The organism is Salipiger sp. ABF4_146 (assembly GCF_056161345.1).
This window is the reverse complement of the sequence record NZ_JBSWYX010000001.1, coordinates 253,777-266,407: the sequence shown is the minus strand read 5'-3', so window position 1 is coordinate 266,407 and position 12,631 is coordinate 253,777. Positions and strand designations below refer to the sequence as shown.

General features: G+C 64.8%; 12 protein-coding genes. 2 read left to right on the top strand and 10 right to left on the bottom strand.

Translation table 11 applies throughout. The features are described from left to right. Window positions 1-26: 26 nt before the first annotated feature. The 9 genes from ACXAJT_RS01350 to ACXAJT_RS01310 all read right to left on the bottom strand — a co-directional run bounded on the left by ACXAJT_RS01350 (window position 27) and on the right by ACXAJT_RS01310 (window position 10,360). Window positions 27-1,268, bottom strand: a complete 1,242-nt coding sequence (locus ACXAJT_RS01350) for a multidrug effflux MFS transporter (protein WP_475232754.1) — start codon at window positions 1,266-1,268, stop codon at window positions 27-29. Between the two features lie 193 nt (window positions 1,269-1,461). Beyond that, a complete protein-coding gene (locus tag ACXAJT_RS01345) occupies window positions 1,462-2,094 on the bottom strand; it encodes a DsbA family oxidoreductase (protein ID WP_475232166.1) in 633 nt (210 codons plus the stop codon). 227 nt (window positions 2,095-2,321) lie between these two features. Continuing rightward, a complete protein-coding gene (mmsB, locus tag ACXAJT_RS01340; RefSeq protein ID WP_475232752.1) occupies window positions 2,322-3,230 on the bottom strand; it encodes a 3-hydroxyisobutyrate dehydrogenase in 909 nt (302 codons plus the stop codon). 10 nt (window positions 3,231-3,240) lie between these two features. Next, window positions 3,241-4,272: an enoyl-CoA hydratase/isomerase family protein gene (locus ACXAJT_RS01335; protein WP_475232164.1), complete on the bottom strand. Its 1,032-nt coding sequence runs from the start codon at window positions 4,270-4,272 to the stop codon at window positions 3,241-3,243. Then, window positions 4,269-5,411, bottom strand: coding sequence for an acyl-CoA dehydrogenase family protein (locus tag ACXAJT_RS01330; protein WP_475232162.1), 1,143 nt, complete (start codon window positions 5,409-5,411; stop codon window positions 4,269-4,271). Before ACXAJT_RS01330 ends, ACXAJT_RS01335 begins: the two co-directional genes overlap by 4 nt. Window positions 5,412-5,657: 246 nt before the next feature. Further along, entirely contained in the window at window positions 5,658-6,830 is a 1,173-nt protein-coding gene (locus tag ACXAJT_RS01325; protein ID WP_475232160.1) for a glycosyltransferase, read from the bottom strand. Between the two features lie 89 nt (window positions 6,831-6,919). Beyond that, window positions 6,920-8,362: a TRAP transporter large permease gene (locus tag ACXAJT_RS01320; RefSeq protein ID WP_475232158.1), complete on the bottom strand. Its 1,443-nt coding sequence runs from the start codon at window positions 8,360-8,362 to the stop codon at window positions 6,920-6,922. A gap of 1 nt (window position 8,363) precedes the next feature. Next, window positions 8,364-9,152, bottom strand: coding sequence for a TRAP transporter small permease subunit (locus tag ACXAJT_RS01315; protein ID WP_475232156.1), 789 nt, complete (start codon window positions 9,150-9,152; stop codon window positions 8,364-8,366). Window positions 9,153-9,310: 158 nt separating this feature from the next. Continuing rightward, complete coding sequence (locus ACXAJT_RS01310) at window positions 9,311-10,360, bottom strand: TRAP transporter substrate-binding protein (protein ID WP_475232153.1); 1,050 nt, start codon at window positions 10,358-10,360, stop codon at window positions 9,311-9,313. Window positions 10,361-10,719: 359 nt separating this feature from the next. On the opposite strand from ACXAJT_RS01310, the gene purM reads away from it, so the two are divergent. Both purM and purN read left to right on the top strand, forming a co-directional pair. Then, window positions 10,720-11,766 carry a phosphoribosylformylglycinamidine cyclo-ligase gene (purM, locus tag ACXAJT_RS01305; protein ID WP_475232151.1) on the top strand — a complete coding sequence of 349 codons (1,047 nt, stop codon included), beginning with the start codon at window positions 10,720-10,722 and terminating at the stop codon, window positions 11,764-11,766. Beyond that, window positions 11,763-12,353, top strand: coding sequence for a phosphoribosylglycinamide formyltransferase (purN, locus tag ACXAJT_RS01300; RefSeq protein ID WP_475232149.1), 591 nt, complete (start codon window positions 11,763-11,765; stop codon window positions 12,351-12,353). The genes purM and purN overlap by 4 nt, the downstream gene beginning before the upstream one ends. On the opposite strand, the gene ACXAJT_RS01295 is transcribed toward purN, so the two are convergent. Next, window positions 12,350-12,535 carry a hypothetical protein gene (locus ACXAJT_RS01295; RefSeq protein ID WP_475232146.1) on the bottom strand — a complete coding sequence of 62 codons (186 nt, stop codon included), beginning with the start codon at window positions 12,533-12,535 and terminating at the stop codon, window positions 12,350-12,352. The genes purN and ACXAJT_RS01295 overlap by 4 nt on opposite strands. Window positions 12,536-12,631: the final 96 nt, after the last annotated feature.

Genomic DNA, 12,631 nt, shown 5'->3' with positions numbered 1-12,631 from the left:
ATCTGGCGGACCCGGCGCGCAGCGCATCACGCAGAGGCGCTGACCTCAAGTTTTCTGAGCTTGAGCATAAGCAGCGTCGCGACGCTCACCTCGACGAACACGCCACAGGCCAGCGGCAGCGGCGTTCCATCGAACATCAACCCGACGGGCACGGCCATCAGCACAGCCAGCACGGTCGAGATCGCGCCAATCAACGACGAGGCCATGCCAGCAATATGGCCCACCGGCTCCATCGCTATGGCATTCACATTGCCCATGGTCAGACCCATCTGAAAGAACACGGTGATCTGCCACAGGTAGAAGACCGCAAAGCCCGCCGATCCGGTCAAGCCGCTGCCAAACACCACGATCGCGATGCCCGAGAACACGATCTGCGCCGCCAGAACCGAGGTCACGATACGCCGCATCCCAAGACGCCCCACAAGCCGGGCGTTCACGAAGCTGGCCGAGGCGGCAAAGATCGCCGCGGCGCCAAACCAGATCGGGAAATAGGTCCCCTGATCAAAGCTTACGTCATAGATCTGCTGCACCGAGGAGATCATCGAAAACATCATCGCTTGGCACAGGGCCTGAACGCCGATCGAGATCCGCACCACCGGATGCGACAGAAGCTCTTTGACCGCGGCCCACAGCGGACCCGCTCGGAACGGACGCCGGCGCTCAGCCGGCAGCGTCTCCGGCAGGCGCAGCGTCATCCAAAAGGCGATCAGCGAGGCGAAGGCGACAAAAGCCAGAAACACGCCGCGCCAGCCGGCAAGGCCGATGATCAGCGTCCCAATGCTCGGTGCGAGAGCCGGGAAGAGAGTGAAAATCATCATCACGAACGACATGATCTGCGCCATGCCGCGTCCGGCATAAAGGTCGCGTACGATGGCCAGCGCAACGACCCGAGGCCCGGCCGCGCCAAGACCTTGAAGCATCCGCGCTGCCAGAACCCATTCAAGCGTCTCGGCGCTGGCCGCCAAAAACGCGGCGCAGATGTAAATCGCAATACCGCCAAGGATTACGGGCTTGCGTCCAAAGGTGTCGGACAGCGGACCAGTGAACAGCGTGCCCACACCCATCCCCAGCACGAAGCTCGTCACCACCAGCTGCGCCCGGTTGATATCGTCAGGCGTCAGCTCTTGCCCGATCTGCGGCAGCGCCGGCAGCATGGCGTCGATCGAAAAGGCGATGGTCGCAAACATCGACGCCAGCAGCGCGATCAGTTCGAAACGGCTCGGGCCCTTGGACGCGGCCACCGCGTCCGGGGTCTGGGAGGAAGTCATGGTCATTTCGGCCTCGGCGGAGAAACCCCGCGGGCACGAGGGACGCAGGGGAAAGGGGAAGTAGAGGGAGGTAAGGGAGCGGTACCGGGAAACGTGACGTAACGAAAGGGCTCCGGCGCGCATCTGGCGCACAGAACGGTCACGGCTCACGCACAGATCGGTGCGCGGCGCAGCCAATTGCGCCGCTGAGCTATCAGGCCTGCGCCTTGATCTCTTCGATGACCTTTTCCCAAAGGTCGGTGGGCTGCGCCCCCGGCACCGCATGCTGGCCCGCAACCACAAAGGTCGGCACCGCCTGTACGCCCATGCCCCGCGCCGCTTGATCCATCTCGGCAATCTCGGCGCGGTCCGCGTCAGAGGCGAGCAGACGCAAGATCAGCGCCGCATCCATGCCGCAGCTGTCGGCGATATCGCCCAGCACCTCGCCATCGCCGATGTTTCGGCCATCGACGAAATAGGCGCGGAAGAGCGAAGAGACCACGGCCGTCTGCACCCCTTCGATCCCCGCCCAATGGATCAGCCGGTGGGCGTCCAGCGTCGAGGGCGTGGTGGCGATCTTGTCGAGATTGATCTCCAACCCGGCTTCGGCGGCCTTCTCGGCCACCGGCAAATAGGCGTCGACCGCGCCTTCCTTGCCGCCGAACTTCGCTTCGAGATACTCGCGGCGTCCCATGCCACCTGCTGGCATCTCCGGATTGAGCATGAAGGGGCGCCAACGGATGGTGAACGGGTGGTCGTGATGCGCGGCGAGCGCGCGATCCAGAAAGCCCTTGCCGATATAGCACCAAGGGCAGATCGGGTCAGAGAAAATATCAAGCGTGGTCATCGGTCATCCATCCTTTCCGGCCTCTTATCAGTGATGCAGAAGGATGGCGAGGCGCGGCGGCAGGAAAACGCATGGTAGGGCAATACCCGAAACCCCAAAGGATGCGATCTAGACGAAAAACTGCGGCAAAAATGCTCCGCTGAAATGGCACTTCTTCTCTTCAAAAATACGCCGGGGGTGAGGCCGCAGGCCGAGGGGGCAGCGCCCCCTCTCTCCGCGCGCCGCACTCACTCCCGCCCGCGCGCTTCGAACCGCGGCAGCATGGCCGAGAAATCCCGGCCCCGGCCATCTTCCTGCTCGACAAAAGCGCGGTAGAGTTCAAGCGCCCGCGCCCCCATAGGCGTATCGGCATCCGCCGCTTCGGCGGCCTGCTGCGACAGCCCGAGATCCTTCAGCATCAGTTCCGCCGCGAAGCCCGGTTGATACCCGTTGTCGGCGGGCGATTGCGGGCCAACCCCAGGCGCCGGGCAATAGGCGTTCATCGACCAGCTGTATCCCGAAGAGGTGGAAACCACGTCGAACATTGCCTCACGCGAGAGGCCGAGCTTGTCGGCCAGCGCAAAGGCCTCGCAGGTAGCAATCATCGTGACGCCGAGAATCATGTTGTTGCAGATCTTCGCGGCTTGACCATTGCCCGAGGGGCCGCAGTGCACCGCTTTCTGGCCCATGATGTCGAACAGGGGCTTGGCCGTGGCGAAGGCCGTCTCGCCGCCGCCGACCATGAAGGTCAGCGTTCCCGCCGCCGCGCCGCCAATGCCGCCCGACACCGGGGCGTCGAGCGCGCCAAGCCCTGCGGCCTGCGCCGCCTCTGCCACCGCGCGGGCGCTTTCTACGTCCACAGTCGAGCAGTCCAGAAGCACCGCGCCGGGCGCCATCACCGGGATGATCTCGTCCGCCACGCTGCGCAAGATGGCGCCGTTGGGCAGCATGGTGATCACCACCTCCGCGCCCTGAACCGCCTCCGGCGCCGATGCGGCCTGCGCTGCGCCATCGACAGTCACGCCCGCGACATCGAAGCCAGCCACCTCGTGGCCTGCCGCAACGAGATTGGCGGCCATCGGCGCGCCCATATTGCCGAGCCCGATGAATGCAATTTTCATTTTCTCTCCTCCCCTTAGTCCCTTAGTCTTCCGCAGTTGCCGCGCGTCAGAGCGCCAGCTCCCGCTCTCCCAACGGCGCGAGCAGCGCCGCGACGCGCTCGGTTGGCACCGCGTCCAGCGTCATGCCCCAGCGCGGGCTGCGGTCCTTGTCGATCAGCTGCGCGCGCACGCCTTCAAGGAAATCCCCGTGTTCCATGATCCGATGCGCAACTCGATATTCCTGCGCCAGCGCGCTGGTGACATTCTCAGGGGCCGGGCCAAGACGGGCGAGCATTTCGAGCGTGGTGGCCATGGACAGCGGCGAATTCCGGGTGATCTGCTTGAGTGCCGCCTGCGCCCACGGGGCGTCCTGTGCCTGCAACCGTGCGACGATCTCGGGCAGGGCCGCCGTGGCATAGGCGGCATCGATCTCTGCCTGTGCCTGCGCCATGGGGCTTTCGGGGAAGGGGCCTGCGACCTCTTCCAGCGCCGAGGTCTCGCCGCTCTCGATCAAACGCTCCTTGAGCAAGGCCCAGTCGGCCTCGGGCACGAAGTGATCGGCAAAGCCCGCATAGAGCGCGTCTCCGGGCCCCATGCGCGCCGCGGTCAGCGCGAGATGCGCGCCAAGCCTGCCGGGCGCGCGGGCGAGCAGGTAAGAGCCGCCCACATCGGGCACGAAGCCGATGCCGCATTCGGGCATCGCCACCTGCGCGCTTTCCCCGACGATACGGTGCGCGCAATGCCCGCCCAGCCCGACGCCGCCGCCCATGACAAAGCCATGCATAAAGGCAACGATCGGCTTGGGGTAGGCGGCGAGCTTGGCATTCATCCGGTACTCGTCGGCCCAGAAACGGCGTCCGAACGCAACGTCGCCATCGCGCCCACGCCGATACATCTCGGCGATATCGCCACCAGCGCAGAAGGCGCGCTCGCCCTCCGCATCGAGGATCACCAGCGCCACCTCGGGGTCTTCGGCCCAAGCGTCCAGCGCTTTTTCGATCTCGAGGCACATCTCCCAGCTGAGCGCATTGAGCGCCTTGGGCCGGGTCAGGGTGATATGGCCAGCGCGGCCGCTCTTGCGTGTCTCGACGTCTGTCATCGGTTTCCGATCAGGCTGCGCGCGGTGATCATACGCATGATTTCATTGGTCCCCTCGAGGATCTGATGGACCCGCAGGTCGCGCACCAGTTTCTCGATACCGTAGTCCGCAAGGTAGCCGTATCCACCGTGCAACTGCAGGCATTGATCGACCACCTGCGAGCCTGCCTCGGTGACAAATTTCTTTGCCATGGCACAGAACTTGGTGGCGTCCGGCGCGCCAGTGTCGAGCTTCCACGCCGCCTGCCGCAGGAAGACCCGCGCCGCCTGCAGTTCGATCTCCATATCCGCGAGGCGGAACTGCAGCGCCTGAAACTGATCGATGCTCTGGCCAAAGGCTTGCCGCTCGGCCATGTAATCCAGCGTCGCATCCAGCGCCGCCTGCGCCGCACCCAGCGAGCAGGCCGAGATATTGAGCCGCCCACCGTCGAGCCCGGCCATGGCATAGCGAAAGCCCTTGCCGTCCTCGCCCAGCAGGTTGCGCGCGGGCACCTCGCAGCCATCGAACTGCACCTGCCGCGTGGGCTGGCTTTTCCAGCCCATCTTGTCTTCGAGCCCGCCGAAGCTCAGCCCCTCGGTCCCGCTCTCCACCAGCACGGCCGAAATGCCCTTGGGGCCATCGCCGCCGGTGCGGCACATGACGACATAGCCGTCCGAGTAGCCGCCGCCCGAGATGAAAGCCTTCGTGCCGGTCAGCCGATAGCCGCTCCCGGTTTTTTCTGCCGTGGTCCGCAGCGCCGCCGCGTCAGAGCCAGATCCGGGCTCGGTCAGGCAGTAGGACAGCACCGTTTCCATGGTCAGCGCGCCGGGCAGGACGCGCGCCTTCATCTCGTCCGAGCCATAGGCGTCGATCATCTTGGCGCACATGTTGTGGATCGACAGAAACGCCGCGACTGACGGGCAGGCCATGCTCAGCGCCTCGAAGACCAGCGTGGCATCAAGCCGGCTTAGCCCCGACCCGCCGCTGTCTTCGGAGACGTAAAGCCCGCCAAACCCCAGTTCCGCGAGTTTCGGCCACAGATCGCGCGGGATGGTGCCTTCGGCCTCCCATTCGCGAGCGAAGGGCGCGATATGCTCCTGCCCGAACGCCTGTGCCATGTCGAAGATCGCCTGCTGTTCCTCGCTCGGTGCAAAATCCATGGGGCCTCCCTTTCCCAATGGGCCCGGAGCCTCCCAACTCCGGAAATGAACACTTGTTCAGAACATGGCCGGAAACGCGCCCCGATGCAAGCCACCCGCCAGCGCCATCCGGCGCATCTTCGTCTAGACAAAAATATCCCGGGGGAGAGGCGCGCAGCGACTCGGGGGCAGAGCCCCCCACGCGCCGCCCGCATCCACGCACGCAAGGTCAGGAGTTTCAGAAAGGCGAAAGGCTCAGGCCGCTTCTCAGGCCGCACCCGTCCGCAGCGCCACCACGCGCCGGATCTCGTCCTCGACCTTGCGCAGCAGCACGGCGTTGTCGAACTTTGCTTCGGCTGCGCACCGCGCGGCCCGGGACATGGCGGCGCGGTCGGGCAGGTCGAGCACCTTGGCGATGGCCCCGGCAAAGGCTTTCTCGTCCCACTCGGGCACCAGAAAGCCGGTCTCGCCTTCGGTCACCGCCTCGGGGATCCCGGCATGCAGGGTCGAAACGGTGATGCAGCCCGCCGCCAGCGCCTCTTGGATGGCGGTGGGCAGGCCCTCGGTATTGCCGTTCTTATCGGTGATCGAATGCTGCAGAAAGGTCTCGGTGGTCAGCAGATGCTGGCGGACCTCTTCATGCGGCAGGGCACCGGTGAAGGTGACCTGATCGGCGACCCCAAGCTCGGCGGCGAGCGCCCTGCAGGTGTCCAGCAAAGGCCCGTCTCCGATGAAGGTCAGATGCGCCTCGCGCCCCTTGGCGGCAGCGGCAAAGGCGCGCAGCGTCACCTGCGGCGCCTTTTTCTCGACCATGCGCCCGACGGCGAGGCAACTGCCCGGCACCTTCTCGCCCGGCACGAACCGGCGCACGTCGACGCCCGAGGGCACGACGTGTGAATTGGCGTGGGTGACGCCATGCTTCGCGAGATTGTCGAGCAGGAACTGCGAGACCGAAAACACCCCGTCGAGCCGCGGCATCATCTTGCGATAGCTCTTCACCCGCTGCTTTGAGGTCAGCGCCCGCGAGGCGTCGGTGCCGCGGAAATAGGTGAAGACCGGCAGGTTCATCTCGTTGGCCAGCTTGGCCACCACCAGCGCCTGCGTGCCGAACTCGGCGAGGATCACCTCGACCTTCTGGTCATCCAGCCACTGCATCAGGTGGGATTTGTTGGCGCCAAAGGGCAGGCGGCCCGTGCCCTCGGTCAGCGCGTTCCAGCCCATTGCCACCGGCGCCAGCACCTTGTCCGACAGCGACAGTTTCGAACGCCGCTCGAACAGAGGTCTGTCGTAGGGGTTCTTGCCGTTGAACCTGCCGCACAGCACCACGGTGTCACCACCGAAGATGTGCTCGATATGGCGGTTGATGAAGGTCTCGCCCGGCACATGGTAGTCTGAGGTGACGATGCAGGTCTTGAACTGGGCTGTCTCAGAGCGGCTCATGCGCGATCTCCCGGGGTCTTCTCGCCGCGCCTACATGCCTTTGATGCCCCCGCCGCGCAAGGGCGGCGGGGGCAGGTCTTGGATTGAGGTCAGTCGCCGTAGGCCATCGCCGGCAGCCATGTGGTCAGGGCCGGGAACTCGAAGACGATGAACAGCCCCAGAAGCTGCAGCACCACGAAGGGAATGATGCCCCGGTAGATATGCGCCAGCGTCACCCCCGGCGGGCACACGCCCTTGAGGTAGAACAGCGCAAAGCCCACTGGTGGTGTCAGGAACGAGGTCTGCAAGGTCACCGCCACGAGGATGGCGAACCACACCACCTGCGGGTCGCGCACCTGATCAAAGCCCGGCACCGCCAGATCCAGCCCTTGGATGATCGGCAGCATCAGCGGCATGATGATGATGGTGATCTCGATCCAGTCGAGCAGGAAGCCGAGGCAGAACACGATGAACAGGATGAAGGCGATCGTCAGATACGGGCTGTCGAAGGCCGACAGCACGAGGTGCTGCACGATCTCATCGCCGCCAAAGCGCCGCAGCACGAAGGCAAAGAAGTTCGCCGCGAGGAAGATGCCGGTGATATAGCCCGCGGTGTTCAGCGTCGAGCGCGCCACCTCGCGGAACACCTTCCAGTTGAGCTTGCGGTTGAGCAGCGCCAGCACCGTTGCGCCAAGCGCGCCGAGCCCCGAGGCCTCTGTCGGCGTGGCGACCCCGACAAAGATCGAGCCCAGCACCAGCAGGATCAGGAACATCGGCGGCACCACGGCCAGCAGCACTTCTTTCACCTCGGCCCAGCCCACCTGTTCGGACTTTGCCGGCGCGGGCATCGCATCGGGCGAGATGAAGCCGTAGATCACGATGAACACGATGTAGAGCGCGCCAAGGATCAGCCCCGGAAACAGCGCCCCCATAAACAGATCACCGAGCGAGATCGCCAGCTGATCGGACATGATCACCAGCATGATCGACGGCGGGATCAGGATCCCCAGCGTGCCCGCCGAGGCGATGGTGCCGGTGGCGATGGGCTTCGAGTAGTTCTGCGCCATCATCGCCGGCAGCGCCATCACCCCCAGCAGCGTCACCGACGCGCCGATGACGCCGGTCGAGGCGGCAAGGATGATGCCGATCAGCAGCACGGTCAGCGACAGGCCGCCGCGCAGACTGCCAAAGAGCTTCTGCATCGAGTGCATCATCCGCTGCGCCACGCCCGACTGGTCAAGCATCAGCCCCATGTAGATGAACATCGGCAGCGCCACGAGCACCGGGTTGTTGACGATATTGCCAAACAGTCGCCCCGAGAGCGCCAACAGACGGTTGTACTGCAGCCCGATGCGGTCGAACTCGATGACATCCTCGAAGGCGCCGCGGAACGGGTCGAGCAGGAACTGCGCGATCAGGATGAAGATCAGGCTCACCCCGACCAGCGCCATGGCCACCGGGATGCCGCGGAACAGCATGAAAATGAAGGTCAGGAACATCGCCGCCACGGCGATCTCGTTGAGGGTCAGGAATTGACCAAGAAATTGCAGCATCTCAGCGCTCCTTCCGCGCGAACAGCCGCGCCAGCACGATCAGCACGGCGGTTGCGACGAAGGCGAGCAGCACCGACGGCGCGATTTCCCACGGGCCGATGTCCAGCTCGTCGAAGAACGGCGCGCGTGTCGCCTTGCGCATGTTGTCGATCTCGGGGTCGGTGAACATCAGCCAGCCGACGGCGATGTACCAGATCAGAAGCTGCAGGCCGAAGATGGTGGAGGGCAGGGCGCAAAGCAGTTGCTTCCAGATCGCCGGGCGGGTGAGCTGCGACAGATGCCGCACGTAGGCCGACCAGATCGCCACGGCGATGACGATGAAGCTGAGGTTCATCGCGGTCTTGAGAATCCACAGGTTGTGCAGGCCGTTGGGGCTCGACGATCCCTCGTCCGAGGCGATCGAGGTCAGCGCGTAGTCCAGTGTCACGTCCCAGCACAGCAGGATGAACGGGAAGAACAACCAGACCAGCGCGACGATGTCGATGATCAGCCGCTTCCGCCGTTCATAGGTGTCGTAAAAGATATCGACCCGCACGTGGCTGCCGGTGGTCACCGCATAGGCGATGCCGATCAGCACCGCGACGCCATAGAGCCACCACTGCAGGTCGTCGAGCCATGCCTGATTGTGGCCCATGCCGCGCAGCACCACCTGCGCGCAGATCGCGACCATCAGGATCGGAAACAGCCAGGCGGCGATATTGGACAGATGCACGATGAACCTGTCGCCCCGGTTCTGGTCCTTGCGTCCGATCTCTCCGGGGTCGGAGATGGCGACCTTGAATTCCTCCACGGGCCTTGTCCTTCTGTATTGCCTGCCTGGGCGGGAATGTGTCGGGGATGCGCGCCGGGTGCCAAAGGACGCACCGACGCGAAAACGGCGCGCCAGCGTAAGACCGGGGCGCGCCGGGGTGGGCCGGGCCGAAAGGCCCGGCGCTCAGCCGCTCGCTGTTATTTCCAGGGACGCGGCAGGTAGATGTTGTTGTACCAAGTGGCGTAGCCTTCGCGGAACTCGCTCAGATCGGCCCATGTCTTGGCGAACATCTCGTCCTCGGCCTTCAGCTCTTCCACCACTTCCAGCCAAGCGGATTCGAATTCCTTCAGCTGCTCGGGCGTCCAGTTCTTGATCGTCACGCCGTGCTCTTCGACGTTCTCGACCATCGCCGGGAAGTTCTTGGCTTCGCCTTCGGCGAAGTTGTCGGTGAGGTTGGCCATGCAGGCGATCTCGATCTGGTTCTGGCTCTTCTCGTCCAGATCTTCCCAGCGGTCCTTGTTGATCAGCAGTTCGAACATGGTCGCGGGCTGGTGCCAGCCGGGGAAGTAGTTGTACTTGGCGATGTTGTAGAAGCCGAGGTTGGCATCAACCAGCGGCATTGAGAATTCGGTGGCGTCGATCGCGCCGCGCTCCAGCGCCGGGAAGATATCACCCGCGCCAAGCAGCGAGGTCGACACACCCATCTTCTGCATCACCTCCGCGCCGAGGCCGAAGAAGCGCATGTTCAGGCCCTTGAGGTCTTCAAGCGAGGTGATCTCTTCCTTGAACCAGCCCGAGGTTTCGGGGGCGTAAGATCCGCAGAGCACCACATGCACATTGTAGCCGTTGCTGTCGTACATCTCTTGGAACAGCGTCATGCCGTCGTCATAGAGCATCCACGCCAGCATCTCGCCCGGCTCCGGGCCGAAGGGCACGGCGGCGAAAAGGCCCGCGGCGGGCATCTTGCCCTGCCAGTAGCCCGAGGTCGAATAGGCCGCGTCCACCGAGCCGTTGGAGACCGCATCGAGCATCTCAAGCGACGGCACCAGCTCGCCCGGATCGAAGTGTTCGAACTCGACGCTCTCCGAGATGCCGTTGATTTTATCGACGAAGTTGACCGCGGCGGTGCCGAGGATCGGCAGGTTCTTGGAATAGCCCGAGGTCATTTCGAGCAGTTCCTGCGCCGAGGCTGCCCCTGCAAAAGCAAAAGCGGCGGCCGAAACGGCCGTGAAGGTCTTGTTGATCATGTCTTTCCTCCCTGAAGCCGCATCCCCTCCCAAGGATGCCGCAGGCATGTGTGCCTGCCGCAAAAGCTATCCAAGCCTCACGTGGCTGTGAATACCCAGTAGTACGTATGCGCCCGCAAGAAAGTTACTTACGCTGCGGAAATACCGGAATTTTCCACCCCGCGCACCCCATGCCACCGCGGCCCTTTCATCTTTCCAAAAAATACTCAAAACCCGCCGCCGCCCGGCCTTCACCGTGCCTTTCATTGTTCCCCAAATACGCCCCGCAACGCATGCGCTGACCAAACGTCGGGCAAGGGCGCTTTTCATCGCCGCCCGCCTGCGCTATTCCCGCGCGAAACGGGGTCTCGGAGGCTGGCATGACCGAAGGCAAGAACGGCATCACCTATGCGGATGCAGGCGTGGATATCGATGCGGGCAACGCGCTGGTGGAGCGGATCAAACCCGCCGCAAAGCGCACGAGCCGCAGCGGCACCATGGCGGGTCTGGGCGGCTTTGGCGCGCTTTTTGACCTGAAGGGCGCGGGTTACGAGGATCCGATCCTCGTTGCCGCCACCGATGGCGTGGGCACCAAGCTGCGCATCGCGATCGACACCGGCCACGTCGACGGCGTGGGCATCGATCTGGTCGCCATGTGCGTCAACGATCTGGTCTGTCAGGGTGCCGAGCCGCTGTTCTTCCTCGACTATTTCGCCACCGGCAAGCTCGACACCGACAGCGCCGCGCGCGTTATCGAGGGCATCGCCGAGGGCTGCGTGCGCTCGGGCTGTGCGCTCATCGGCGGCGAGACCGCCGAGATGCCGGGCATGTATCCGGCGGGCGATTTCGACCTCGCGGGCTTTGCCGTGGGCGCCATGGAGCGCGGCACCGATCTGCCGAGCGGCGTGGTGGCGGGCGATGTGCTGCTTGGCCTCGCCTCGGACGGCGTGCACTCCAACGGCTACAGCCTTGTGCGCAAGCTGGTCGAGGTCTCGGGCCTTGGCTGGGATGCCGACTGCCCCTGGGCCGAGGGCTCGCTGGGTGAGGTGCTGCTGACACCGACGCGCCTTTATGTGAAGCAGGCGCTGGCCGCGGTCCGCGCCGGCGGCGTGCATGCGCTGGCGCATATCACCGGCGGCGGCCTGACCGAGAACCTCCCGCGCGTGCTGCCCGAGGGCTGCGGCGCGACCATCGACCTGAATGCGTGGGACCTGCCCGCGATCTTCGGTTGGATGTCCGAGGTGGGCGGCATGTCCGAGGCCGAGATGCTCAAGACCTTCAACTGCGGCGTCGGCATGATCCTGTCGGTCTCGGCGGATCGCGCCGAGGCGCTGAAGGCGCTGCTCGAAGCGGAAGGCGAAACCGTCTACACGCTCGGCACCGTGACCGAAGGGCAGGGCGTCTCCTACGAGGGCAGCCTGAAGTGAAACGCGTCGCGATCTTCATCTCGGGCGGCGGCTCCAACATGGTGACGCTGGCCGAGAGCATGACCGGAGATCACCCGGCGCGTCCGGTTCTGGTACTTTCGAACAAAGCCGATGCCGGCGGGCTGAAGAAGGCCGAGGCGATGGGCATCCCCACCGCCGTGGTCGATCACCGCCCGTTCAAGGGCGACCGCCCCGGCTTCGAGGCGGCGCTGCAGGCGGAACTGGACAAGGCGCAGCCGGATATCCTGTGCCTTGCGGGGTTCATGCGGGTGCTGACCGCGGGCTTCGTCGAGCCGTGGAAGGGGCGGATGCTGAACATCCACCCCTCGCTGCTGCCGAAGTATCGCGGCCTGCACACCCACGCGCGGGCGCTGGAGGCGGGAGACGCCGAGCACGGCTGCACCGTGCATGAGGTCACCCCGGAACTGGACGACGGCCCGCTGCTGGGTCAGGCGCGGGTGCCGGTGCTGGAGGGCGACACGCCTGACACACTTGCGGCCCGGGTGCTGGAGATGGAGCACAAACTCTATCCGGCGGTGCTCCGGCGCTTTGCCGCAGGCGACAAGACACCGGTGCTGTTGCCTTAATCCGTAACGTGGTGGCTGGCAGCGTTGCCGTGCCAGTCCAGCGCTGCCGCATCGCTCGGCGGCGCGGTCAGCGCGCGCAGGGCCAGAAGGGCGATCAAAGCGATCGCAGTCCAGAGAGACGCCGCGGTGCCGCGTGCGGCGGGGTGGCGGGTGTAGCTGTAGGCGAGGTCAAGCGAAGTCATGGGAGTGGCTCCTTAGAAGCGTTGCGGTCGGATTTGGGAGTGCCCCCAACATAGGCCCGGCGCTGACTTCGCGAAAACGAATGCTTGTCACCACCT

Excerpts from the sequence above, each read along its gene's own strand:
- ACXAJT_RS01295 (WP_475232146.1), bottom strand. The coding sequence starts at position 12,535 with ATGACTTCGCTTGACCTCGCCTACAGCTACACCCGCCACCCCGCCGCA.
- ACXAJT_RS01330 (WP_475232162.1), bottom strand. The coding sequence starts at position 5,411 with ATGGATTTTGCACCGAGCGAGGAACAGCAGGCGATCTTCGACATGGCA.
- purM (WP_475232151.1), top strand. The coding sequence starts at position 10,720 with ATGACCGAAGGCAAGAACGGCATCACCTATGCGGATGCAGGCGTGGAT.
- ACXAJT_RS01310 (WP_475232153.1), bottom strand. The coding sequence starts at position 10,360 with ATGATCAACAAGACCTTCACGGCCGTTTCGGCCGCCGCTTTTGCTTTT.
- ACXAJT_RS01325 (WP_475232160.1), bottom strand. The coding sequence starts at position 6,830 with ATGAGCCGCTCTGAGACAGCCCAGTTCAAGACCTGCATCGTCACCTCA.
- ACXAJT_RS01335 (WP_475232164.1), bottom strand. The coding sequence starts at position 4,272 with ATGACAGACGTCGAGACACGCAAGAGCGGCCGCGCTGGCCATATCACC.
- ACXAJT_RS01320 (WP_475232158.1), bottom strand. The coding sequence starts at position 8,362 with ATGCTGCAATTTCTTGGTCAATTCCTGACCCTCAACGAGATCGCCGTG.
- ACXAJT_RS01350 (WP_475232754.1), bottom strand. The coding sequence starts at position 1,268 with ATGACTTCCTCCCAGACCCCGGACGCGGTGGCCGCGTCCAAGGGCCCG.
- ACXAJT_RS01345 (WP_475232166.1), bottom strand. The coding sequence starts at position 2,094 with ATGACCACGCTTGATATTTTCTCTGACCCGATCTGCCCTTGGTGCTAT.